This window comes from Haloarcula ordinaria, assembly GCF_029338275.1.
GTDB classification, from domain to species: Archaea; Halobacteriota; Halobacteria; order Halobacteriales; family Haloarculaceae; genus Haloarcula; species Haloarcula ordinaria.
This window is the reverse complement of the sequence record NZ_CP119789.1, coordinates 769,833-789,763: the sequence shown is the minus strand read 5'-3', so window position 1 is coordinate 789,763 and position 19,931 is coordinate 769,833. Positions and strand designations below refer to the sequence as shown.

24 protein-coding genes are annotated in these 19,931 nt (G+C 67.1%); 14 read left to right on the top strand and 10 right to left on the bottom strand.

The features are described 5' to 3' along the window. The first annotated feature begins 69 nt into the window (after nucleotides 1-69). The 4 genes from P1L41_RS04170 to P1L41_RS04155 all read left to right on the top strand — a co-directional run bounded on the left by P1L41_RS04170 (nucleotide 70) and on the right by P1L41_RS04155 (nucleotide 3,532). Entirely contained in the window at nucleotides 70-294 is a 225-nt protein-coding gene (locus tag P1L41_RS04170) for a hypothetical protein (RefSeq protein WP_276297611.1), read from the top strand. A 6-nt stretch (nucleotides 295-300) separates the two neighbouring features. Beyond that, nucleotides 301-597, top strand: a complete 297-nt coding sequence (locus tag P1L41_RS04165; protein WP_276297610.1) for a DUF7990 family protein — start codon at nucleotides 301-303, stop codon at nucleotides 595-597. A gap of 1 nt (nucleotide 598) precedes the next feature. After that, nucleotides 599-1,570 carry an ArsA family ATPase gene (locus P1L41_RS04160; protein WP_276297609.1) on the top strand — a complete coding sequence of 324 codons (972 nt, stop codon included), beginning with the start codon at nucleotides 599-601 and terminating at the stop codon, nucleotides 1,568-1,570. A 114-nt stretch (nucleotides 1,571-1,684) separates the two neighbouring features. Continuing rightward, nucleotides 1,685-3,532, top strand: a complete 1,848-nt coding sequence (locus tag P1L41_RS04155; protein WP_276297608.1) for a carbon starvation CstA family protein — start codon at nucleotides 1,685-1,687, stop codon at nucleotides 3,530-3,532. A gap of 114 nt (nucleotides 3,533-3,646) precedes the next feature. Here P1L41_RS04155 and P1L41_RS04150 read toward each other — a convergent pair whose 3' ends face one another. Next, on the bottom strand, nucleotides 3,647-4,306 hold the full coding sequence (locus P1L41_RS04150) for a DUF8052 family protein (protein WP_336399723.1): 660 nt from the start codon (nucleotides 4,304-4,306) through the stop codon (nucleotides 3,647-3,649). A gap of 5 nt (nucleotides 4,307-4,311) precedes the next feature. Beyond that, nucleotides 4,312-4,683, bottom strand: a complete 372-nt coding sequence (locus tag P1L41_RS04145; RefSeq protein WP_276297607.1) for a cupin domain-containing protein — start codon at nucleotides 4,681-4,683, stop codon at nucleotides 4,312-4,314. Nucleotides 4,684-4,776: 93 nt separating this feature from the next. Here P1L41_RS04145 and P1L41_RS04140 point away from each other — a divergent pair, with 93 nt between their 5' ends. Beyond that, a complete protein-coding gene (locus P1L41_RS04140) occupies nucleotides 4,777-4,983 on the top strand; it encodes a DUF8007 family protein (protein WP_276297606.1) in 207 nt (68 codons plus the stop codon). 82 nt (nucleotides 4,984-5,065) lie between these two features. Here the strand turns inward: P1L41_RS04140 and P1L41_RS04135 are convergent, their stop codons facing one another. Then, nucleotides 5,066-6,475: a hemolysin family protein gene (locus P1L41_RS04135; protein WP_276297605.1), complete on the bottom strand. Its 1,410-nt coding sequence runs from the start codon at nucleotides 6,473-6,475 to the stop codon at nucleotides 5,066-5,068. Between the two features lie 95 nt (nucleotides 6,476-6,570). On the opposite strand from P1L41_RS04135, the gene P1L41_RS04130 reads away from it, so the two are divergent. The 3 genes from P1L41_RS04130 to P1L41_RS04120 are packed head-to-tail and all read left to right on the top strand — an operon-like array spanning nucleotide 6,571 to nucleotide 7,930. Further along, on the top strand, nucleotides 6,571-6,834 hold the full coding sequence (locus tag P1L41_RS04130; protein WP_276297604.1) for a glutathione S-transferase N-terminal domain-containing protein: 264 nt from the start codon (nucleotides 6,571-6,573) through the stop codon (nucleotides 6,832-6,834). Beyond that, nucleotides 6,834-7,346 carry a redoxin domain-containing protein gene (locus tag P1L41_RS04125; protein ID WP_276297603.1) on the top strand — a complete coding sequence of 171 codons (513 nt, stop codon included), beginning with the start codon at nucleotides 6,834-6,836 and terminating at the stop codon, nucleotides 7,344-7,346. The genes P1L41_RS04130 and P1L41_RS04125 overlap by 1 nt, the downstream gene beginning before the upstream one ends. After that, nucleotides 7,343-7,930: an L-threonylcarbamoyladenylate synthase gene (locus tag P1L41_RS04120; RefSeq protein WP_276297602.1), complete on the top strand. Its 588-nt coding sequence runs from the start codon at nucleotides 7,343-7,345 to the stop codon at nucleotides 7,928-7,930. Before P1L41_RS04125 ends, P1L41_RS04120 begins: the two co-directional genes overlap by 4 nt. Nucleotides 7,931-7,947: 17 nt before the next feature. Here the strand turns inward: P1L41_RS04120 and P1L41_RS04115 are convergent, their stop codons facing one another. Both P1L41_RS04115 and P1L41_RS04110 read right to left on the bottom strand, forming a co-directional pair. After that, nucleotides 7,948-8,610, bottom strand: a complete 663-nt coding sequence (locus tag P1L41_RS04115; RefSeq protein ID WP_276297601.1) for a CRISPR-associated protein Cas4 — start codon at nucleotides 8,608-8,610, stop codon at nucleotides 7,948-7,950. 44 nt (nucleotides 8,611-8,654) lie between these two features. Continuing rightward, nucleotides 8,655-9,272: a conditioned medium-induced protein 4 gene (locus P1L41_RS04110; RefSeq protein ID WP_276297600.1), complete on the bottom strand. Its 618-nt coding sequence runs from the start codon at nucleotides 9,270-9,272 to the stop codon at nucleotides 8,655-8,657. Between the two features lie 145 nt (nucleotides 9,273-9,417). On the opposite strand from P1L41_RS04110, the gene P1L41_RS04105 reads away from it, so the two are divergent. Together P1L41_RS04105 and P1L41_RS04100 are read left to right on the top strand one after the other, a co-directional pair. Then, nucleotides 9,418-11,490 (top strand): (Fe-S)-binding protein, encoded by a 2,073-nt coding sequence (locus tag P1L41_RS04105; protein WP_276297599.1) that lies wholly within the window; start codon nucleotides 9,418-9,420, stop codon nucleotides 11,488-11,490. 53 nt (nucleotides 11,491-11,543) lie between these two features. Continuing rightward, on the top strand, nucleotides 11,544-12,275 hold the full coding sequence (locus P1L41_RS04100; RefSeq protein WP_276297598.1) for a competence/damage-inducible protein A: 732 nt from the start codon (nucleotides 11,544-11,546) through the stop codon (nucleotides 12,273-12,275). Here the strand turns inward: P1L41_RS04100 and P1L41_RS04095 are convergent. The 3 genes from P1L41_RS04095 to P1L41_RS04085 all read right to left on the bottom strand — a co-directional run bounded on the left by P1L41_RS04095 (nucleotide 12,272) and on the right by P1L41_RS04085 (nucleotide 13,579). Then, complete coding sequence (locus P1L41_RS04095; protein ID WP_276297597.1) at nucleotides 12,272-12,592, bottom strand: hypothetical protein; 321 nt, start codon at nucleotides 12,590-12,592, stop codon at nucleotides 12,272-12,274. The genes P1L41_RS04100 and P1L41_RS04095 overlap by 4 nt on opposite strands. Continuing rightward, nucleotides 12,589-12,879 (bottom strand): hypothetical protein, encoded by a 291-nt coding sequence (locus P1L41_RS04090; RefSeq protein ID WP_276297596.1) that lies wholly within the window; start codon nucleotides 12,877-12,879, stop codon nucleotides 12,589-12,591. The genes P1L41_RS04095 and P1L41_RS04090 overlap by 4 nt, the downstream gene beginning before the upstream one ends. A 61-nt stretch (nucleotides 12,880-12,940) precedes the next feature. Next, on the bottom strand, nucleotides 12,941-13,579 hold the full coding sequence (locus tag P1L41_RS04085; protein ID WP_276297595.1) for a DedA family protein: 639 nt from the start codon (nucleotides 13,577-13,579) through the stop codon (nucleotides 12,941-12,943). Between the two features lie 89 nt (nucleotides 13,580-13,668). Between P1L41_RS04085 and hemB the strand changes: the two genes are divergently transcribed. Next, a complete protein-coding gene (gene hemB, locus P1L41_RS04080; RefSeq protein WP_276297594.1) occupies nucleotides 13,669-14,649 on the top strand; it encodes a porphobilinogen synthase in 981 nt (326 codons plus the stop codon). 6 nt (nucleotides 14,650-14,655) lie between these two features. On the opposite strand, the gene P1L41_RS04075 is transcribed toward hemB, so the two are convergent. Next, a complete protein-coding gene (locus P1L41_RS04075; RefSeq protein WP_276297593.1) occupies nucleotides 14,656-16,002 on the bottom strand; it encodes a PAS domain-containing sensor histidine kinase in 1,347 nt (448 codons plus the stop codon). Continuing rightward, complete coding sequence (locus tag P1L41_RS04070; RefSeq protein ID WP_276297592.1) at nucleotides 16,002-17,291, bottom strand: methyl-accepting chemotaxis protein; 1,290 nt, start codon at nucleotides 17,289-17,291, stop codon at nucleotides 16,002-16,004. Before P1L41_RS04070 ends, P1L41_RS04075 begins: the two co-directional genes overlap by 1 nt. Before the next feature lie 452 nt (nucleotides 17,292-17,743). Here P1L41_RS04070 and P1L41_RS04065 point away from each other — a divergent pair, with 452 nt between their 5' ends. Genes P1L41_RS04065 through lrp form a run of 3 tightly spaced genes read left to right on the top strand, consistent with a single transcriptional unit; the run spans nucleotide 17,744 to nucleotide 19,894 of the window. Further along, entirely contained in the window at nucleotides 17,744-19,078 is a 1,335-nt protein-coding gene (locus P1L41_RS04065; RefSeq protein WP_276297591.1) for an ammonium transporter, read from the top strand. Further along, the gene (locus P1L41_RS04060) at nucleotides 19,071-19,427 is read left to right on the top strand and encodes a nitrogen regulatory protein GlnK1 (RefSeq protein WP_276297590.1); all 357 of its coding nucleotides are present in this window, start codon (nucleotides 19,071-19,073) and stop codon (nucleotides 19,425-19,427) included. Before P1L41_RS04065 ends, P1L41_RS04060 begins: the two co-directional genes overlap by 8 nt. Nucleotides 19,428-19,435: 8 nt before the next feature. Further along, a complete protein-coding gene (gene lrp, locus P1L41_RS04055) occupies nucleotides 19,436-19,894 on the top strand; it encodes an HTH-type transcriptional regulator Lrp (RefSeq protein ID WP_276297589.1) in 459 nt (152 codons plus the stop codon). Nucleotides 19,895-19,931: the final 37 nt, after the last annotated feature.

Below are 19,931 nucleotides of genomic sequence, written 5' to 3'. Positions count from 1 at the left end.
GGGACGGTCCTGCGCCCGTAGCGCAATTGCCCACGAATATTTATGTGAGACCGGGATACAATCACACGTATGAGCATTCTGGGCACCGTACGAGACGTGCTGAAGGCATCGACGGAGTCCGCCAACCGCGGCGACGTCACGGGGGAGACGTCGAAAGGGGCCTACTGGTGTGACGACTGTAGCGAGCGTATCAGAGACGTCGACGTCGCGGGCGAGGAGGCACCGAACTGCCCGTCGTGTGGCGACGAGATGCGGTTCGAACGGTCCCAGACGTCGACCGGGTGTGCGTGTTAAGCCAGCATGAACGTCGCTGACCGCATCGACGCGTACCTCGACGTCCTCGAAGAGTGGCTTCACGGGCTCTACCACGGGATGATAGAGCATCCCTCCGTCGAGAAGATAGAGAAGGAAGCCGAGGACACGACCGACGTGTTCATGTTCGCGTGTTTCGCGGACGCCTTCGGCATCCCGAGCCCCGTCTCCTACTACACGGCCGAGCTCCTGCCGTACCTCGGCGAGGAGTTCGTCGCCTGGGAGCGGCGGATGTGGGACCGAGAATCGCTGGTCGAACGCAAGGGGCAACAGTATCACTTCTAACATGGACAAGTTCGTCTTCTTCGGTGGCAAGGGTGGCGTCGGCAAAACGACCGTCTCGAGCGCGTACGGGCTGCGGTGCGCCCGCGAAGGCGTCGATACGCTCATCGTCTCGACGGACCCGGCACACAGCACCTCGGACGTCTTCGACCAGCAGTTCGACGACGACCCGAAGCCGGTCGAGGGCTACGACCACCTCTGGGCGATGGAGCTGGACCCCGACGAGGAGGTCGAGCGCCACATGCAGGAGATTCGGTCGGAGATGAGCGACCAGGTGAGTCCCGCCATCGTCAACGAGATCGACCGGCAGATCGAACTCGCCCACCGAACCCCCGGCGCCTACGAGGCGGCGATGTTCGACCGCTTCATCGACGTGATGCGAAACAGCGAGGACTACGACCGCGTCGTGTTCGACACCTCGCCGACCGGCGGGACGTTGCGCCTGCTCGCGCTGCCGGAGTTCCTGGAGTCGTGGATCGACCGCCTCGCCGACAAGCGCCGCGAGAGCGTCGACCTCTTCGAGAAGGCGGCCATCGGCGACAAGGAGGCGCGAGCGAAACTCAGGGACGACCCCATCATCAAGCGCCTGGCCGAACGCAAGGAGCAGTTCGAGTTCGCCGGTCGGACGCTACGGAACGAGGCCGCGTTCTACCTCGTGTTGAACCCCGACGAGCTCTCTATCGAGGAGTCCCAGCGCGCGATCACGGAGTTGACCGAGGCCGGGCTGGAGATAGGCGGGCTGGTGGTCAACAAGGTCGCCCCGGAGCCGGACCCCGAGGAGACCGGGACCGGCGCGACGTACTTGCGCGAGCGGCACCAGACCGAGCAAGAACGCCTCGAACGCATCCGCGAGGAGTTCAGCCAGCCGATCGTCGCGACCATCGAACAGCGGGTCTCGGAAGTGAAAGACGACCTGCTGTCGGACGTCGCGGACGAGATCGACATCAGCGTCGGCGTCGGGGCGGCACACACGTAGGAAACTTTCCGGGTATTTTTCGCCTATCAGCAGTTTCAAGTGGCAAGTTCACGAACAATCATCACCAATAATTAAGTATCTTGTGCTCACACGCGCTATTTGGGGAACCATACCATGGTACAAGTAATCTGGCTCGTGTTGGCGACAATGATAACGTTCACCGCCGGGTACATCGGTTATTCACGGTATCTGGCGCGCTTCGTCGAGCTAGACGACAGCAACGAGACACCGGCACACAAGTACGAGGACGGCCAGGAGTACGTCCCGGCGAAGAAACCAGTCTTACTGGGGCACCACTACTCCAGCATCGCCGGCGGGGCACCCATCGTGGGCCCAATCACCGCCGGCGTCGTCTGGGGCTGGTTGCCGGCGCTCCTGTGGATCGCCATCGGCAACCCGCTGCTGGGGAGCGTCCACGACTTCGTCTCGCTGTCGGGCAGCCTCCGACACGAGGGGAAGTCGATCGGGTACATCATCGGGGAGTACGTGGGCGACCGGGGGAAGAACATGCTCCTCTGGTTCGCGTTCCTGACCATCATCCTCGTGGTGGCGGTGTTCGCACTGGTCGTCGCCATCGTGTTCAACGCCTATCCACAGGCCGCGACGGCGAGTACGGTGTACATCGCACTGGCGTTGCTGTTCGGCGTGTACCTCTACCAGCTCGACCTGCCGTTCCTGCCGGGGACCGCGGCGTTCGTCCTCGCGGTGTTCGGCGGCGTATTCGTCGGCATCGAGTTCCCGGTCGCGCTGTTCCCGGCCGCAGAGGCGGGCGCCTATCCCGAGGGCACCATCGTCCTGCTGGGTTCGGGACTGAGCTCGATAGTGCCCGCTGCGGGCACGCTCGGCGCGAACACCGCCGGCTGGATTCCGGTCATCCTGCTGTACGCGGCCATCGCGTCGGTGCTGCCGGTGTGGATGCTGCTCCAGCCGCGTGACTTCCTGTCGTCGTTCCTGCTGTACGCGGGGGTCGGCGGGGCGCTGCTGGCGGTCATCGTCGGCACCATCCTGGGGACGTCCAGCGAACCGCTGGTCATCAACTTAGACGCGTACTACGGCTTCATGGGGACCGCGGGCCTGCCGCTGTTCCCGCTGCTGTTCGTGACCATCGCCTGCGGGACCATCAGTGGGTTCCACTCGCTGGTCTCCTCGGGCACGACCGCGAAACAGCTCAACAAGGAGAGTGACGCACGTACCATCGGCTACGGTGGCATGCTCGGCGAGGGGCTGCTCGCGACGGTCGCACTCGGGACGGTCGCCATCGCGGGCGTCACCGCCGGTGGCGGTATCGGGCGCGCGCTCCCGAACTTCGCCTCCGGTGGCTCCGTCATGCTCACCAGCTTCGGCATTCCGACGGCTGTCGGCGCGCCGTTCATGGCGCTCGTCCTGGTGAGTTTCCTGCTCACCTCGACTGACACGGCCGTCCGACTCGGGCGCTACATGGCCGAGGAGATCGTCGGCACGCCCGACGCCAGTTCGAGCGCCATGCGCTCGATTCAGAACGTCGGCATCAACCGCTACTCCAACGCCGTCATCCAGTGTCTCATCGCGTACGCACTCGTCGCGAGTGGGTCGTGGGCGAGTCTCTGGCCGCTGTTCGGCGGTGCGAACCAGCTGCTGGCCGCACTCGCATTGCTGACCGCGACGGTGTGGCTGGCGAACTGGGACGACGACAAGCAGCTCATCAGTACGGGCGTCCCGATGGCGCTGATGACGGCCATCACCGTCGTCGCCCTGCTGTACCTGGCGCTGTACCAGAACCTGTATCAGCAGTTCATCCTGGGCGGCTTCGCCGAGGGTGCGGGCATCGTCGCTCGCATCTCCGTCGGCGTCCAGATCATCCTGGCGCTGGTGCTGGTCGGCCTGGCACTGGCGCTGGTCAAGATCGGCTACGACAACATCCAGAACGTCCGGAGCGGCCCCGGTGCGGTGGCCGCAGACGGCGGCGAACCGACCGACGACTGATTCGACTACGAGTCCCGTTTTTTCGGTGTGTCACGCCGCCCACGAGCCGTGCGCATCGCTCCCACGGTCAGCGACTGACGAGTACAGCCCCACAGCCGAGACCGCGGCAGTCACTCAGCCCAGCAGCCGCCGGAGTCGCCCCAGCAGCCCGGTCTGCTCGGCCTCGATGTCGCGCCACAGCTGGAAGGCCGCGGCGACGTCGGCCTCCTTGCTCGCCACAGCGTCCTCCCGGTCGGGCGCGACGACCGCGAGGTTCACCTCGTAACTACCGTAGTAACCGAAGCGCAGTAACGTCCGGTCGCGGAACCCGGCGACGAACGAACGCACGTCATCGGGGATAGACGGGACGACGAGCACGAACGTGAGCTCGGTCTCGCGGTGCTCCTCGTCGGCCTGGATGTACTCGTCGGCCAGGTCGTGTCCCAGGTCGACGAGGGCCTCGAGGTCCGCCCGGGAGACGCCGTCGGCCCGGCGGGCAAAGAGGTGTTCGTTGGTCTCGTAGTTCGCCCAGTTGAGCGACTGGTGGAGCACCTGCTTCTGGCTCTCGATGTGGAGCCGGCCGTACAGGTCGAAACGCTCGCCGTCGATTACGTAGTCACGCTCCAGGTCGTAACTGAACTTCAGCTGGTCGCCCACCCGGTCGAGGTACTCGTCGTCCCAGTCGGGGACCGACTCGCCGGCCACCGTCCGTGCCGGGTCGTCGGTCTCCGAGTCGTCGGCCCCCATCGCCTGGTCCGTGCCCGGCCCGGGCGGCGTGTCCTCCGAATCGCTCATCTCGGTCACTCCCCGTCGTAGGCGTGGGCGTCGTCGACGGCCGGTGCGCCGACCACGAGGATTCGTGCCGGTCCGTCGGCGGACTCGGGGACTGACGCCCGCTGTGGGCTCTCGGGCTCGACGGCGAACGCCTCGTCGGTGCCGACGCTGAACGTCTCGTCGGGCGTCTCGACCGCGATAGTGCCGGACATGACGTAGAACAGCTCTTCCTGCTGGTCGTGGTAGTGGTAGGCGAGCGGGATCTGCTCGCCGGGCGCGACCTCGTAGACGTGTGCCCCGAGCTGAGTCAGCCCCGCCGCGTCGCTGAGCGAGCGCTGGGTACAGGGTCGCTCGGGCGTCGGCTCAATCGCCTCGACGTCGATGTGATGGTATGCCATGTCCTACCCCTGGACACCCGTCTACCTAAAACGTCGGTGTGGGCCGGACCACCAAGGTTTATTCCCATCAGTCACCAACTAGCACGATACATCATGAGCAAGGACACCGAGGCGTGTGGCCGGTGTAGCATGACCACCGTCGTCGACGCCACGGCGGACGGGGAGCGCACCGACCCGCTGGGCGGGGACCGCATCGAGGTCTCCGACAGCGAGGCCCGGCTCGTCTCGCCGGCCGCCTGGCTCTCGGGCGTGAAACGCCGCATCGACGACGTCGCGACGCGCCTCACCTACGGGCGATAGGTCACCCGCGAGACGCCGCGGCCACAGTGGCAGCGCTGGTTTTACAGTACTGTCAGTGGCGTGTAGAACTTCGGGCCAGTACTCAGTCGGTCGAGACCTCTTCGGGGTTCGACTGCTCCTCGTCGGTGTCGTCGTCCCCCTCGTCGTCCGGGTCGAGCCGGACGACGCGGGCCTTCATGATACGGGTGTTCTCGACCTGTTCGACCCGAATCTCGACACCCTCGTAGGTGATGACCTCGCCGGCCTCGACCAGGCGGCCCGCGAGGTTGAAGATGAAGCCCGCGATGGTCTCGAACTCCTCGCCCTCCGGAATCTCCAGGTCGAGCGCCTCGTTGACCTCCTCGATGTTGACCTCGCCTTTGACGACGACCGTGTCGTCGCCGATGTACTCGATGGGCTCTTCCTCCTCGCCTTCGAGAATCTCGCCGACGATTTCCTCGGTGAGGTCCTCCATCGTCACCAGGCCCTCGGTGGTACCGAACTCGTCGATGACGATGACCATGTGGAGGCGCTCGGCGCGCATCTCGGTCAGCAGGTCGTCGACGTTCTTCGACTCGGGGACGTGGAGGGTGGGTTCGATGAGGTCCTCGAGCATCATGTCCTCGGGGACGGCCTCGCCGTAGTTGAGGTCGCGAACGAGGTCGCGGATGTGGACGACGCCGATGACGTTGTCCAGACTGCCCTCGTAGACGGGGACGCGGGCGTGACCGCTGTGGATACAGGTCTCCAGCGCTTCCTCGACGGTGTCCTCCTTCGCGACGGCGGTCATGTCCAATCGGGGCGTCATCACCTCTTTGGCGATGGTATCGTTGAAACGCAGGGTGCGCTGGAGCATCTGGCGCTCCTCTTCGTCCAGGACGCCCTCGCGTTCGCCCGTCTCGATGATGTCCTGAATCTCCTCGCGGGTGACGTAGGAGGTCTCGATAGCCGACCGGCCCCCGGTGACCTTGTTCACCAGGCGCGTGAGGTAGTCGAAGAGGAGGATGAGCGGGAGGAGGACTTTCTCGGCGAACTTCAGCGGTTGGGCGATGGTCAGCGCCCACGACTCCGTGTTCTCGACCGCGTAGCTCTTCGGCGCGCTCTCCCCGAACAGCAGGACGATAGCAGTGATGGCGAAGGTGGCGATGGCGACGGCCTCGCCCTGTGAGAGGTACATCGCGAGCAGCCCCGTCGCAATCGAGGACATCGCGATGTTGACCAGGTTGTTCCCGACCAGGATGGTGACCAGGAGCCGGTGCGGGTCGGCTTTCAGCGCTTTGAGCGTCTGTGCGCCGGGGACGCCGTCCTCGACGAGTGCCTCGGCGCGGTGGGCCGGCAGGGAGAACATCGCGATCTCCGAGGAGGAGAAGAAGGCCGAAAGCAGGATGAGCACGACGATCGTGGCGGAGCCCACCGCCATTATGAGGCTCCGGGAGAGGGTGACGCCGCCGAACTCGACGGATTGAAGCATCGCTGCAGTAAGCATCGTCACCGTGGGTGGGTCCAGAGCCATCGACGGTTTGAGTTGTAATGGACGCGGATTAAGGCTTGTCATAGGCAGACAGGTGGCGAAGCCCTTACCAGCGCCTCCCACGTACGCGCAGCCGTATGAGCGAGCCCGACATCACACTGTACCGACTGCAGGCCTGTCCGTATTGTGAGCGCGTCGTCCGGCGCCTGAACCAGTACGACCTCGACTACCGCTCGCGGTTCATCGAGCCGATGCACTCGGACCGGGACGTCGTCAAGCGACTCTCAGGGAAGCGGACGGTCCCGGCCATCGTCGACGAGAACACCGGTGTCACGATGAGCGAGAGCGCCAACATCGTCGAGTACCTTGACAACACGTACGGCGAGGAGGGGGCCGCCTGATGGACCTCGACTTCGAGGTCGTCGAGCTCGGCGAGGCGAACCATCCCGAGGCGGGCGACACCGCACCCGACTTCACCCGGCCGCTCGTCAACGACGAGTTCTGGGAGGACGTCTCGCTGTCGGCGCTGTGTGCCGAGAGCGACGGGCCCGTTGTCCTGGTCTTCCACGCGATGGACGGGGCGTTCCCCGCCACCTACGTCTGGAACGAGATCCGCGACCGCGGGTGGCACCAGGACGCCACCGTGGTCGGCGTCTCCATCTCGTCGCCCTACGAGCACAAGACGCTCTTAGAGGAGCGCGACATCGAGGGGGACCACCAGCTGTACTCGGACCCCGCCAACGACGTCGCCGAGTCGTACGGCATCGCCATGGAGTTAGACGGGATGGCCGGCATCGCCGAGCCGCGGCCCGCGGTGTTCGTCCTCGACGGGGAGCGGACCGTCGAGTACGCCTGGGTCGCCCAGCAGTGGCCGGACTTCCCCGACTACGACACCGTCGAAGCCCAGCTGTGAGCGACGGCGACGTCGCAGCGGCTGTCGACGCGATTAGCCGGGGCGAGCTCGTCGTCTACCCGACCGAGACGGTGTACGGTCTGGGCGCGGACGCCACCGACCCCGACGCGGTCGAGCGCGTCTACGCGGCGAAGGGGCGCGACCGGGACGACCCCATCTCGATCGCGGTGCCAGACGTAGAGGCGGCGCTCGCGTACACCCGGCCGACCGAGCGCGAACGGCGGTTCATGCGCGAGTTCCTCCCCGGCCCGGTGACCGTCGTGGTCGAACGGCGGGCCAGCGTGCCGGACGAACTGACCGCCGGTGGCGACCGCGTCGGCGTCCGCATCCCCGACCATCCGATGGCGCTGGACCTCCTGGGGGCGGTCGCGCCGCTGACCGCGACGAGCGCGAACGTCTCGGGGTCGCCCAGCGCCCGGGCCGTCGCTGAACTGGACGCCATCCGCGACCGCGTCGCGGTCGTCCTGGACGGTGGCGAGACCGGTGGGACCGGGTCGACAGTGGTCGACGTCGAGGCAGGGACCGTCCACCGCCGGGGGGCACAGGCCGACGCCGTCGAGCAGTGGCTCGCCGGAACAGACTAACTCGGGTTCGCACGCCGCTACAGTATCGAGCGCAGCGAGCGGGTCTGTACCCCACAGTTCTCGCGGTAGTCACAGGGGGAACACTTCGCGTCGGTAGCGGCGCGTGCTGGCGGGCCGTCGACGCTGTCGGCGGTCCGGACGGCCCGTCGATACTGCCCGGTCCGGCGCACCGAGAGGTCGACGCACCGTATCGTGCCGTAGGCCGGATACTCGGCGTAGGCCCGCTCGACCTCGCACTCGTGTTCCCAGGCGAGGGCCTTCGCGGCCGCGACCAGGCGGACGCTCTGGGGCTCCCAGACGCCCTGATCCGGCGGCGCGCCGGCGAAGACGAGCGACGGTCGTGGCCCCGCGTCGGGGAGTGCGAGCACCTTGTGTGCGACGCCACGGGCGTCCTTTCCCGAGAGGAAGACGTCGCGGCCGGCCGGGTCGACCAACCGGTCCCAGTGGTCGAGTCGCCGTCGCGCGGCCCGGACCCGGTCGCGGAACGTCCCCGGCGCCACCTCGACGGGGGCGGCGAGCAGCGCCGCGTCGTCCGACAGCAGTCGCTCGTAATCGAAGGCGAGGTCGCGTACCTGGCCCACGTCGTCGGGGACGTCGGGCGGCCCGTCCCGACGGCGGTAGTAGAGCTTGCGCGGGCAGTACGCGGCCGTCTCCAGGTCCCGGAAGGTGTGTGGCGGCATAGGGGCGAGTGGCCCCGTCCCCGTTCAAAAACGTTCGCCGCAGGTCACATCGAGATGTCGGCGTCGGAGTCCAGCGAGTCGATGTCCTCGGTGGCCTCGTCCAGGCCGTCTTCGCGGAGAGCGGCGGTGTGTCGCGTCGCGAGGCCGGCGTCGGTCAGCACGTCCTCGAACTCGCTCTGGAACCGGTGGCTGACCCGGCGTGCAGCCGTCTGTGCCGCGACGACGCGGCGGTAGTGGGCCACCGTCTCTCCGTCCCTGTCGAAGGTCGCAGCCAGGGCGGCGTCGTCAGCGCCCTCGCTCACGCGGCGGCGGAACGCGGCGACGTCGAAGGGCGCGTCGTCGTCAGACTCGCGAAAGAGGTGGAGGTCCAGGCGGGCCTCGAGCACGGCCGACGCAGCGACGTCGAGGTCGGCCGCGATGTCGTCGTCACCGTGGCCTTCGTAGAACGCTCTAACGAGCGCGACGAGCGACGCGTCGTCGAGGTCGGTGTGGAACTCGTAGCGGTCGCGCATCCGGGCGACGACGTCGCCGAGCCGCTCGTCGACCGTGGCCTCGTCGACGTCGGTCAGCGACCCGCGGCCCGCCTCTTGCGATTCCGTGACCGAGTCCTCGCCGGCGACGTCCACGAAGATGTCACGGAGTGATTCGGTCTTCTCGTCCATCCGACCGGACAGAACCAGGTCCGTACGTATATAGTTGTCGGCTATCCGACGTTATCGGTCATGAATTTTCAACTGCAGAGAGATTCTCGCCGGACGGCGCGAGACCGTGACAAGGTTTATGCACAATCCCGACCCGCGATAACATATGTCACTGGCCCTCCAGACGACCACGCGGCCGACGTTCTGGCGCATCGGGGACGTCGGCAAGGCCGTCTTCTACTACCTCGCGGCCGTCGCCATCCTCGTGTTCCTGTTCGGGACCTACGAGCGGGTCCGCCGGTACACGCAGGGGAGCGAGGACCCGTTCGAGCGGCTCGACGACCTGCCGGGCCGGACGCTCGCAGCCGCCCGACTGGCGCTGTCGAACCGCAAGCAGCTGGACCGCGACGTCGTCGCTGGCGTGATGCACGCGTTCGTCGTCTGGGGCTTTCTGACGCTGCTCATCGGCACGACGATACTGGGCATCGACATGGACCTCTACCGCCCGCTGACTGGCGACTCCTTTTTCGTCGGGGACTTCTACCTCTCGTACTCCGTCGTGATGGACGCGATGGGGCTCCTCTTTGTGGTGGGCGTCGGCGTCGCGCTCTGGCGGCGTTACGGCCGCCGACTGGACCGGCTCCACGGCCGGCACACCTCGCGCGAGGACGACCTCTTCCTGGGCGCGCTGTTCGTGCTCGGCGTCGGCGGCTACCTCACCGAGGGTGTCCGGATTCTGGGAACGTCGGCGACTCGGGACGTGAGCTTCGAGACGGTGAGTTTCGTCGGCTGGTTCGTCAAAGACCTGCTTTCCTTCGCGGGTGTGACACCCGAGATGGCCGCCGGAGCGTACCCCGCAATCTGGTGGAGCCACGCGCTCGTCGCCCTGTGGTTCGTCGCCTGGATCCCCTACGCCAAGCCGTTCCACATGCTCTCCTCCTTCGCCAACCTCGTCACCCGCGACGAGCAGGCTGGCGTCCGGCTGCCGGGTGTGCCCGCCGACGCCGCTCCCGAAGACATCGGCCCGAGCGAGATAGACGACTTCTCGTGGAAGCAGCTGCTCGACCACGACGCCTGCACGAAGTGCGGTCGCTGTTCGTCGGTCTGCCCCGCGAAGGCCTCGGGCCGGCCACTCGACCCCCGGGACGTCATCCTGGACCTGAAGCGCTATCGGGAGGAACGCGACGCCGGCGGGGAGGACATCCCGATAATCGCGGACGGTGGCACGTCGGTCATCGACGCCCGGACGATGGAGTCGTGCATGTCCTGCATGGCCTGCATGGACGCCTGCCCGGTGGACATCGAGCACGTCACGCAGTTCACCGAGATGAACCGCCGGCTCACCGAGTCCGGCGAGATGAACGAACACGTCCAGGACGCGATGATGAACGTCTTCCAGCACGGCAACACCTTCGGCGACCCCGAGCGCAAGCGCCCCGACTGGACCGACGACCTGGACTTCGAGGTGCCCGACGCCCGCGACCAGCCGGTCGAGTACCTCTGGTACGTCGGCGACTACCCGAGTTACGACGAGCGAAACCAGCGCGTCGCCCGGGCGCTCGCTCGCGTCTTCGAGTCGGCGGGCGTGGACTACGGCATCCTCTACGAGGCCGAACGGACCGACGGCAACGACGTCCGCCGCGTCGGCGAGGAGGGCCTCTACGAGATGCTCGTCGAGGACAACGCCGGCGCCATCGGAGACTGCGAGTTCGAGTCCATCGTCTGTACCGACCCCCACTCGTACAACACCTTCAAGAACGAGTACCCCGAGTTCGAGGCCTGCGAGTGGGAGTCAAGAGACGTGTTCCACTACACGCAGGTCGTCGCCGACCTCGCCGAATCCGGCGCGCTCGGACTACAGGGGACCGAACTCGACGACACGGTGACCTACCACGACCCCTGTCACCTCGGACGGTTCAACGACGTCTTCGAGGCCCCCCGGGACCTCGTCCGGGCGACCGGCGCCGACCTCCACGAGATGCCGCGCAACCGCGCCGACTCCTTCTGCTGTGGCGGCGGCGGTGGCGGTCTCTGGATGGACCTCGAAGAAGACACCAAACCCAGCGAGGAGCGCCTGCGCGAGGCCCTGGAGGACACCGACGCCCCGGTCGAGCGGTTCGTCGTCGCCTGCCCGATGTGCATGACGATGTACGAGGACGGCCGCAAGACCGGCGGGTTCGAAGACGACCTCGAGGTCGTGGGGCTGACCGAACTGCTGGCCGAGGCCCTCGAGGCCTGAAGCGGCGCTCGACGGAGACCAACCCTTATCCTCGCTACGGACCTTCAGTCGGTATGAACGTAGCGCTGCTCACCGTCGGCGACGAACTGCTGTCGGGCGATACGGCGAACACGAACGCGACGTGGCTGGCTCGACGCCTCTCCGAGGCCGGGGCGACCGTCCCGCGAATCCTCACCGTCCCGGACGACGAGGCCGTCATCGCCGAATCCGTCCGCGAGTTCCACGAGGCCTTCGACGCCGTGCTCGTCACCGGCGGCATCGGCGGGACGCCCGACGACGTGACGAAGGCGGGCGTCGCGGCTGCGTTCGACCGCGAGCTCGTCGTGCCCGGAGACGTGCGGGCCCACCTCGAGGCGAAGGCCGAACGATTCGCTGCCGACAACCCCGAGATGGTCGACCGGTACGACATGGACCTTGACCTCGACGCCTGGGCGTCGGTTCCCGAGGGCGGCGAGCCGCTGCTCACCGACGAGAGCTTCGCGGCCGGCTGCGTCGTCGAATCGGTGTACGTCCTGCCGGGTATCCCCGACGAGCTGAAGGCGATGTTCGCCACCGTCGCCGAGGACTTCGGCGGCGACCGGACGACCGAGACGCTCCACACCCCGGCCCCGGAGGGCGCCGTCGTGACCACGATCACGGAGGCCCGCGAGCGCTTCGGCGTCGCCGTCGGGTCCTATCCCCGCAGCGACGACACCCCCGGTCGGGTGAAGGTCACTGGCGACGACGCGACGGTCGTGACCGAGGCGGCGGCGTGGCTCCGCGAGCGCATCGAGACGGTCGACTAGAACGTGGCCGGGTCCAGACGGTCGACGAGTCCGTCGAAGTCGTCGAAGAACTGTTCACTACCGACGAAGAGCAGCGAAATGACGTCCGGAAATGCACCGCGGCCGAGAATTCGGTTCCCGGCCGTGGTCGCTTCCGCGGGGTCGGCAAACCGGGCGAGCGCCAGCGTGACAGTCTCGTCGAAGACGTAGTCGCTCGTCGTGGGCCGACCGAACCGTCCGGTCGCGATAGTCTGCATGGCTTCTTTGGCACGGGAATGGCGTGGTGCATCCTCGTCGTGGTGAGCGTAGAAGACCCCCGTGTCGACGAAGACCGTCACTCGTCGAGGACCTCGCGTGCGAGAACGTCGTCGATGTCGTCCTCCTCGACCGGCCGGCCGGACGCTGCCGTCCCAGCGAGCCACGTCTCGGTCTCTGCCGGCGAGAGCCCGTCCCACTCGGCGTCGAAGGAGTCGATGAGCTCGGCTTTCGACTCGAACTCGCGGCGGACGATGCGGTCGAGCAACTCCTGTTGCGTGACGCTGGTCCCCGTCTCGAGTTTGATTTCGGCCTGTAACCGCTCGAGCAAGTCTTTCGTCTCCTCGTCGATCTTCACGGAGGTCGCCATAGTGGGGCGTAGTAGACGCGACCCCGTAAACACTTCTACGGCCGTGTGACGGCTCGGACCCTCAAAGCAACTCGAGGACGCCCATCGCCGCCGCGGCCAGCAGAATCTCGAAGGAGAGCGTCCCGAGCGCCGACAGCAGGACGAACCGCCGGGTCGACATCCCCGCGACCCCGGCCGGCACCGTCAGCATCCCGCGGGTAAACAACAAGGTGTTGCTGAGCGGTAGGGCCAGCACGCCGAAGCGGTCGAACATGTGCCCGAAGCGGTCGAGGCGGTCCTCGTCGACCCGGAACCAGGGCCGCGCGAGGAGCCACTCGCGCCCGCCGCGTTTCGCCAGCAGGAACAGACAGGTCTGGCCGAGGGTCGCGCCGGCGACGGCGACGGCGAGGATAGCGACGACGACGGGCAGTTCGTACCCCCCGGCCGTCCGGGCGAGCACCGCGACGGCGGCCGGGACGAGCGCCTCGCTGGGGGCGAAGTAGAGCAGCATCGCGCCCTCGAGGATGAAGACGAAGAAGAGCGCCACAAGCCCGTAGCGGTCCAGCAGCGTCCGGGCGTAGGCGGTGTCGCCGAAGACGTACAGGGCGACGCCGGCGAGGCCAAGCACCGCGAACAGGCCGGCGACCACGAGCAGGCCGTAGTCCTCGGCGAACGTCCGGACCGGGCCGCGGGCCGTGGCCTCGGAGGCGTCGGTTGCCATCTGTTCGTCACACCGTCCAACGCGGCTATATGTTTTCTGCATCCCGCCGAGAGCGGAGGCTTGATTGCGCCGAGTACCCACACCCCGGTATGGACATGTCACGCCGACCACGGCGGTTGCGCGGCGACGGCGTGCGACCGCTGGTGCGCGAGACGGACCTCTCGGCGTCGGACCTCATCGCGCCGGTGTTCGTGGACGCGACGACCGACGAGCGGGTCCCCATCGAGACGATGCCGGGTCACGAGCGGGTCCCGGTCGACGAGGCCGTCGCCCGCGTCGAGGAGATCCTCGAGACGGGCGTCGAGGCCGTCATCCTCTTCGGCGTCCCCGAGTCGAAAGACCCCGAGGGGAGCCGTGCCTGGGCCGACGACGGCGTCGTCCAGGAGGCCACCCGGCGCATCACCGACGAGACGGACGCCTACGTCGTCACGGACGTCTGTCTCTGTGAGTACACCGACCACGGCCACTGTGGGGTGCTCGAACCCGACGCCGAGGCCGACCCGCGGCTCACGGTCCGCAACGACGAGACGCTCGAGTTGCTGGGCGAGGTTGCGGCCTCCCACGCACGCGCGGGGGCGGACATGGTCGCGCCCTCTGGCATGATGGACGGGATGGTCGGGGCCATCCGCGAGGCGCTCGACGGCGAGGGGTACACCGAGGTGCCCATCATGAGCTACGCCGCGAAGTACGAGTCGGCGTTCTACGGCCCCTTCCGCGACGCTGCGGACGGCGCGCCGGCCTTCGGCGACCGGCGGCACTACCAGATGGACCCCGCGAACGCACGCGAGGCCCGGCGGGAGGTCGGCCTGGACGTCGAGCAGGGTGCGGACGTGCTGATGGTCAAGCCGGCACTGCCGTACCTCGATATCGTCCGCCAGGTCCGCGAGGCCCACGACCACCCGGTCGCCGCGTACAACGTCTCCGGGGAGTACGCCATGCTCCACGCCGCCGCCGAGAAGGGGTGGCTGGACCTCGAGGCGGTGGCCTACGAGTCGCTGCTCTCCATCAAGCGCGCCGGCGCGGACCTGATTCTCACCTACTTCGCAGAGGACGTCGCCGACCGGCTCTGAGCGGGCTCACTTGCCCGCAGAGGGGACGCCCGGCTGCGAGGAATCGGCGTCGGGGACGAACACGTCGTCGGCCTCGGAGGTTCGCAGCCGCATCGAGACCGTCGTCCAGCCGTCGCGGCGCTCGTACTCGATGCCGCCGCCGGCCGTCTCGGCGACCCAGCGGGCCAGCCAGATACCGAGGCCGCTGCCGTGTTGCAGCGAGGTGATGTCGGCGTCGTCGAAGACGACGGCGCGTTCGGTCTCCGGGATGCCGTCGCCACCGTCGGCGACGCGGAGGTACGTGTCGTCGCCCTCGACGTCGACGCTGAGTCTGACCGGCGTCCCCGGCGGCGTGTGCTCGACGGCGTTCTCGACGAGGTTGGCCAGCGCGATGTAGAGGCTCGTGCTGCCCGAGACCGGTGCCGTGTCCGGGATGGCCGTCTCGACCGAGACCTTGTCACGGAAGTCAGTCGCGACCATGCGGGCGATGGCCGCCGCGTCGACGGGCCGGTTCGACACGCCGTCGAGCGCCGTCTCCACCTCGCGGGCCTGTTCGCTGACGGACGCGAGCCGGTCGGCGGCCGAGAGGATTCGCTCGAGGGCCGTCCCGACGTCGGGGTCGGTCGTCGTCGCCATGGCGTGCTCGGTCATCCCGAACACCACGGAGAGTTCGTTCCGGAGGTTGTGTCGCAACACGCGGTGGAGGACGTGGAGCTGTCGTTTCCGCCGTCGGTTCTCGGTGACGTCGGTGTAGATGGCGAACCCGTACTTCCGACCGTCGTCGGTCTCGTAGGGCACGCCGCGATAGATGAACTCCCGGGGGCCGTGGATCGTATCGCGGGAGACGACTGCGTAGTTGACCTTCCCGCGGGCGGTCCGTTCGTCCAGGTCGGCGGCCTCGCTGGTCTGCCCCGCGGGGACGATGAAGTCGTTGAGCGACTCGCCGAGGACCTCCGTCGCGCTGTACCCGAACGTCTCCTCGAACGCGGGGTTGACCGCACGGACGACCGGGACCATGTCGACGATTTCGAACCGGACGGCGGCGTCGTGGATGAGGTCGAAGAGGTGGCGGAACCGGTCGTTCGGCGACGAGAGGTGGACGGACCCCACGACGCGGCCCACACCCGTGGACGTGAGCTCGACCGTCACCGGGACGTGTTCGCCGTCCCCGACGATGGCGGCCCGGCAGGCGCGCGTGGTCGCCTCGGGTTCGTCACGGACGGCCCTCGCGGCCGCCTGGACCCGCGTCGCGGCCGCTGGTTCGATCACCGTCTCGAGGGCCGCACCGCGCAGCGCATCGGGCGGCCGCGAGAGCATCGACGCGAGCTCCTCGGTGACGAAGGTGAGACGCCCCTGGTCGTCGATTCCGAACATCAGTTCGTGGCCACACGGAGGAACGGCGGCCGTTCGAGCGATGTGACTGACCGCTCGACGCCGGTGGTCCCGGTCGGTGCGCTTCTGAGTTCGATGGACGGGCCGGTCGCGCTCGCTTCGAGGACCAGCTCCTGATCGGCGGCGCCGGCGTAGAAGGCCGCGAGGGTCTCTGGCACTGCACCGGTGGCGACGACGTTGAGGACGGTGTCGGTCGCCTCGAACACGCCGTCGTCGTTCTCGTAGCGCGCCTCCCGCGCCGCCTGCTCGCCGGCGGTCTCGACCTCGCCCTCGATGTTGCCGACGACGAGCAACGGGACCTCCCGGCGAGCGTCGGTCGTCTCGTTGGCCGCCGATAGACTGGTCCGACCGATGTCGAAGACGTTGCGCTCCTCGCGCCAGGTGCCGAACATGTCGAGGACGAACAGGCGGTCGTCGGCCATCGCCCGACGGAGTGGGACGTCGGTGGCGTCGAACGCCGCCGCGAGTCGCTCGCGGTCGAGCGTCGGCGTCGGCGTCAGCGAGACGGCCAGGCCGCTCGCGACCGCGCTGGCACACAACTGCGAGAGGAAGTGGTCGACGGGCGTCCCCGCTCCGTACTGGAGGACCGCCTGACCGCCGACGACCAGGCCGCCGTCACAGAGGGTGTCGAGCCCCGCGATGCCCGTCTCGAGGGTCGGCGCGTCGGCCAGGCGGGCACGCCGGTCGACGTCGGCCGCGGCGAGCACGTCGTCGATGTCGTCGGCCTGGGCCTGGGACTCCTCGGCGAGTTGCTTGATCTCGTCGGCGACCACGGCGAACCCGTCACTGCCATCGCCCGCGCGGGCGGCCTCGATGGAGGCGTTCAGCGCCAGCATGTTCGTCTGGTCGGTGATGCGGTCGATGCCCTCGAGCGCCGAGGCGATGTGGTCGATGCGGTCCTCGAGGGCGTCGACCTCCTCGAGCACCGCCTGGCCGACCGAGCGGACCTCGTCCATCGTCTCGATGGCGTCCTGGGCGGCGCCGCGGCCGTCGCTGACCTCGTCGGCCGCGCGGTCGCTCTGCTCGTCGACCTCGGCAGTGGTGGCCGCGATCTCCTCGATGGTCGCCGAGAGCGCCGAGATCTCCTCGACGACCCACTGTGCGTCGGTCACCTGTTCGTCCGCCCGCCGGTCGATTGCAGCCAGCTGGTCGTCGACGTCACTGGCCGCCGCCTCCACGACTGCCAGTGCCCCCTGTGCGTTCGCGACGGTGCGTTCTTCGCCCGCTGCGGTCGCAGCGTCGGCGACGGTATCTGATTCGTGGAGAGTCATTCTTGGAGTTGAATTCCGATTTGCACTAATAACTTCGGTATTTTTGGATAATAGTTGAACAGATACTGCAGTCTTGTGGTGAGTTCTAACTAATGCAGCAACTTTTATCGAGTAACATAACTCTGTCGGCGCTGTCAATTTCCATCCTGAGCGGCGCGCGCGAGTGATATCGGTCGATTCGCGGCCGAATCGGTTCGGGGCCGGTCGACGTTCGTCCAAAATCCGGGTGAGCAGATACGTCCTTTCTTGACGGAGAACAACCTTATATCCATAATATCATACCATAATTTGGACAGTCGTCTACCACACACCCCCTAATGTGCGATATCATAAAGCGAATCTTTATGTAGGGAAAGGTGGTGAGATTTTCCGTGAACGACTTGACGAAGTTGGCACACACGACGATAAAGTTGGACATTCAAACGCAATAAAAACGGAAACTGAAACAAATCATGGTACTCTCACCACTCCAAGCAACGCCGGAAACGCTCGAAACGCTAGTCACGGGAGTCAACCTCCTGTGGGTACTCGTCGTAACGTTCCTCATCTTCTTCATGCACGCTGGCTTCGCGATGCTCGAAGCCGGCCAGGTGCGCTCGAAGAACGTAGCGAACCAGCTCACGAAGAACCTCCTGACCTGGTCGGTCGGGGTCGCAGTGTTCTTCCTCATCGGCGCGGGGGTCTCCTCCCTCGTCGGTGGCAGCGGCTTTTCGCCGGCATTCGCCGCCGAGAGCGCGAACGACTGGGTCGGCTGGTTGTTCGGTGCAGTGTTCGCGATGACCGCCGCGACCATCGTCTCCGGGGCGGTGGCCGGTCGCGCGAAGCTCCGCGCGTACGTCATCTACACGTTCCTGCTGGCCGCGGTCATCTACCCGGTCGTCACCGGAATCACGTGGGCCGGCGGCTACATCGCCTTCGGCGGTGAGCCGTACCACGACTTCGCGGGCGGCATGATCGTCCACGGCATGGGCGGTATCGCCGGCCTCACCGCAGCCTACGTCCTCGGCCCGCGCATGGGTCGGTACAACGAGGACGGCTCCGTGAACGTCATCCCCGGTCACTCGCTGACCTTCGCCGTCCTGGGGACGCTCGTGCTCGCCTTCGGCTGGTACGGCTTCAACGTCGGGACCGCCGCGAGCGTGTTCGTGTTCACCGACGGTGGCATCGAACTCGGCGCCTTCAGCTACGTCGGTCGCGTCGCCATGACGACGACCATCGCCATGGCTTGCGGTGCCATGGGTGCCGGCCTCGTCGCCTGGGCGAAGACCGGTAAAGTCGACACGCTCTATGTCGCGAACGGTCTGCTTGCCGGCCTCGTGGGCATCACCGCGATTCCGGACAGCACCACCTGGTGGGGCGCGTTCGTTGTCGGCGGCCTCGCCGGTGCCCAGCTCCCGATCGTCTTCTCGTTCATCGAGAAGCGACTGAAGATCGACGACGTCTGTGCGGTCTTCCCGGTCCACGGGAGCGCCGGCGTGCTCGGTGCACTCCTGTTCCCGTTCGTCGCGACCCCCGGCACGGTCGGCTCGGTGGTCAACGCGTTCATCGCGCAGGTCATCCTCGTCGCCGTCATCGCCGGCTGGACGATCCTCTCGACCGGCCTCATCTGGTACGCGCTCAAGGCCGTTGGACAGGCCCGCGTCACCCCCGAACACGAGCAGGAAGGCCTGGACGTCAGCGAACACGGCGTCGAGACCTACCCCGAGTTCGGCTCCGACGGCGTCGTCGCCGACGGCGGTACGGTGAACGACACGGTCCGCACTGACGGAGGTGTCGACGATGAGTGACGACAGCGAGATCAAGATGGTCGTCGCGATGGTCCGCCCGGACAAGCTCGGTGACGTCAAGCAGGCGCTGGCAGAGGTCGGCGCCCCGTCGCTCACCGTCACGAACGTCTCCGGCCGCGGCTCACAGCCCGCGAAGAAGGGGCAGTGGCGCGGCGAGGAGTACGTCGTCGACCTCCATCAGAAGGTCAAAGTCGAGACAGTCGTCGCAGACATCCCCGCGGACGACGTTGTCGAAGCCATCGCCGAAGGCGCCCACACGGGCGAGAAGGGCGACGGCAAGATATTCGTCCTCCCGGTCGACGACGCCTACCAGGTCCGTACCGGCAAGACCGGAACCGAGGCTGTCTGAAGCGGGCGATGGTCGACGACATCGACAGACAGGTCGTCAACGCACTCCTCCGGGACGGCCGGGCCAGCGCCCGTGACGTCGCTACCGAAACCGGCGTCGCGGCGACGACCGTCTCACGACGGATGGACGAACTGGTCGAATCCGGTGTCATAGAGGGGTACGCCCCACAGGTCGACTACGGCTCGCTCGGGTACGAAGTCACCGCGGTGTTCCAACTCTCGGTCGAGGGCAGCGGGCTCAAGGCGGTGACCGAACGGTTGCAGAACGCGGCGAACATGATCGCCGTCTACGAGGTGACCGGGAGCCACGACATCGTGGCTATCGGGAAGTTTCAGGACACCGTGTCGCTGAACGCCGCCATCAAGGAGCTGCTCACCGACGACGAGATCCGCTCGGCGTCGACGTCGGTCGTGCTCAACACGGTCCGCGAGTACGAGCAGTTCCCGGTCGAGGAATCGGTCGGTTGAGGTCGGCTCCCAGTCCAGCGTAACTCCCCGAGCGGGC

Excerpts from the sequence above, each read along its gene's own strand:
- P1L41_RS04170 (WP_276297611.1), top strand. The coding sequence starts at position 70 with ATGAGCATTCTGGGCACCGTACGAGACGTGCTGAAGGCATCGACGGAG.
- P1L41_RS04165 (WP_276297610.1), top strand. The coding sequence starts at position 301 with ATGAACGTCGCTGACCGCATCGACGCGTACCTCGACGTCCTCGAAGAG.
- P1L41_RS04160 (WP_276297609.1), top strand. The coding sequence starts at position 599 with ATGGACAAGTTCGTCTTCTTCGGTGGCAAGGGTGGCGTCGGCAAAACG.
- P1L41_RS04155 (WP_276297608.1), top strand. The coding sequence starts at position 1,685 with ATGGTACAAGTAATCTGGCTCGTGTTGGCGACAATGATAACGTTCACC.
- P1L41_RS04150 (WP_336399723.1), bottom strand. The coding sequence starts at position 4,306 with ATGAGCGATTCGGAGGACACGCCGCCCGGGCCGGGCACGGACCAGGCG.
- P1L41_RS04145 (WP_276297607.1), bottom strand. The coding sequence starts at position 4,683 with ATGGCATACCATCACATCGACGTCGAGGCGATTGAGCCGACGCCCGAG.
- P1L41_RS04140 (WP_276297606.1), top strand. The coding sequence starts at position 4,777 with ATGAGCAAGGACACCGAGGCGTGTGGCCGGTGTAGCATGACCACCGTC.
- P1L41_RS04135 (WP_276297605.1), bottom strand. The coding sequence starts at position 6,475 with ATGGCTCTGGACCCACCCACGGTGACGATGCTTACTGCAGCGATGCTT.
- P1L41_RS04130 (WP_276297604.1), top strand. The coding sequence starts at position 6,571 with ATGAGCGAGCCCGACATCACACTGTACCGACTGCAGGCCTGTCCGTAT.
- P1L41_RS04125 (WP_276297603.1), top strand. The coding sequence starts at position 6,834 with ATGGACCTCGACTTCGAGGTCGTCGAGCTCGGCGAGGCGAACCATCCC.
- P1L41_RS04115 (WP_276297601.1), bottom strand. The coding sequence starts at position 8,610 with ATGCCGCCACACACCTTCCGGGACCTGGAGACGGCCGCGTACTGCCCG.
- P1L41_RS04110 (WP_276297600.1), bottom strand. The coding sequence starts at position 9,272 with ATGGACGAGAAGACCGAATCACTCCGTGACATCTTCGTGGACGTCGCC.
- P1L41_RS04105 (WP_276297599.1), top strand. The coding sequence starts at position 9,418 with ATGTCACTGGCCCTCCAGACGACCACGCGGCCGACGTTCTGGCGCATC.
- P1L41_RS04100 (WP_276297598.1), top strand. The coding sequence starts at position 11,544 with ATGAACGTAGCGCTGCTCACCGTCGGCGACGAACTGCTGTCGGGCGAT.
- P1L41_RS04090 (WP_276297596.1), bottom strand. The coding sequence starts at position 12,879 with ATGGCGACCTCCGTGAAGATCGACGAGGAGACGAAAGACTTGCTCGAG.
- P1L41_RS04085 (WP_276297595.1), bottom strand. The coding sequence starts at position 13,579 with ATGGCAACCGACGCCTCCGAGGCCACGGCCCGCGGCCCGGTCCGGACG.
- hemB (WP_276297594.1), top strand. The coding sequence starts at position 13,669 with ATGGACATGTCACGCCGACCACGGCGGTTGCGCGGCGACGGCGTGCGA.
- P1L41_RS04075 (WP_276297593.1), bottom strand. The coding sequence starts at position 16,002 with ATGTTCGGAATCGACGACCAGGGGCGTCTCACCTTCGTCACCGAGGAG.
- P1L41_RS04070 (WP_276297592.1), bottom strand. The coding sequence starts at position 17,291 with ATGACTCTCCACGAATCAGATACCGTCGCCGACGCTGCGACCGCAGCG.
- P1L41_RS04065 (WP_276297591.1), top strand. The coding sequence starts at position 17,744 with ATGGTACTCTCACCACTCCAAGCAACGCCGGAAACGCTCGAAACGCTA.
- P1L41_RS04060 (WP_276297590.1), top strand. The coding sequence starts at position 19,071 with ATGAGTGACGACAGCGAGATCAAGATGGTCGTCGCGATGGTCCGCCCG.
- lrp (WP_276297589.1), top strand. The coding sequence starts at position 19,436 with ATGGTCGACGACATCGACAGACAGGTCGTCAACGCACTCCTCCGGGAC.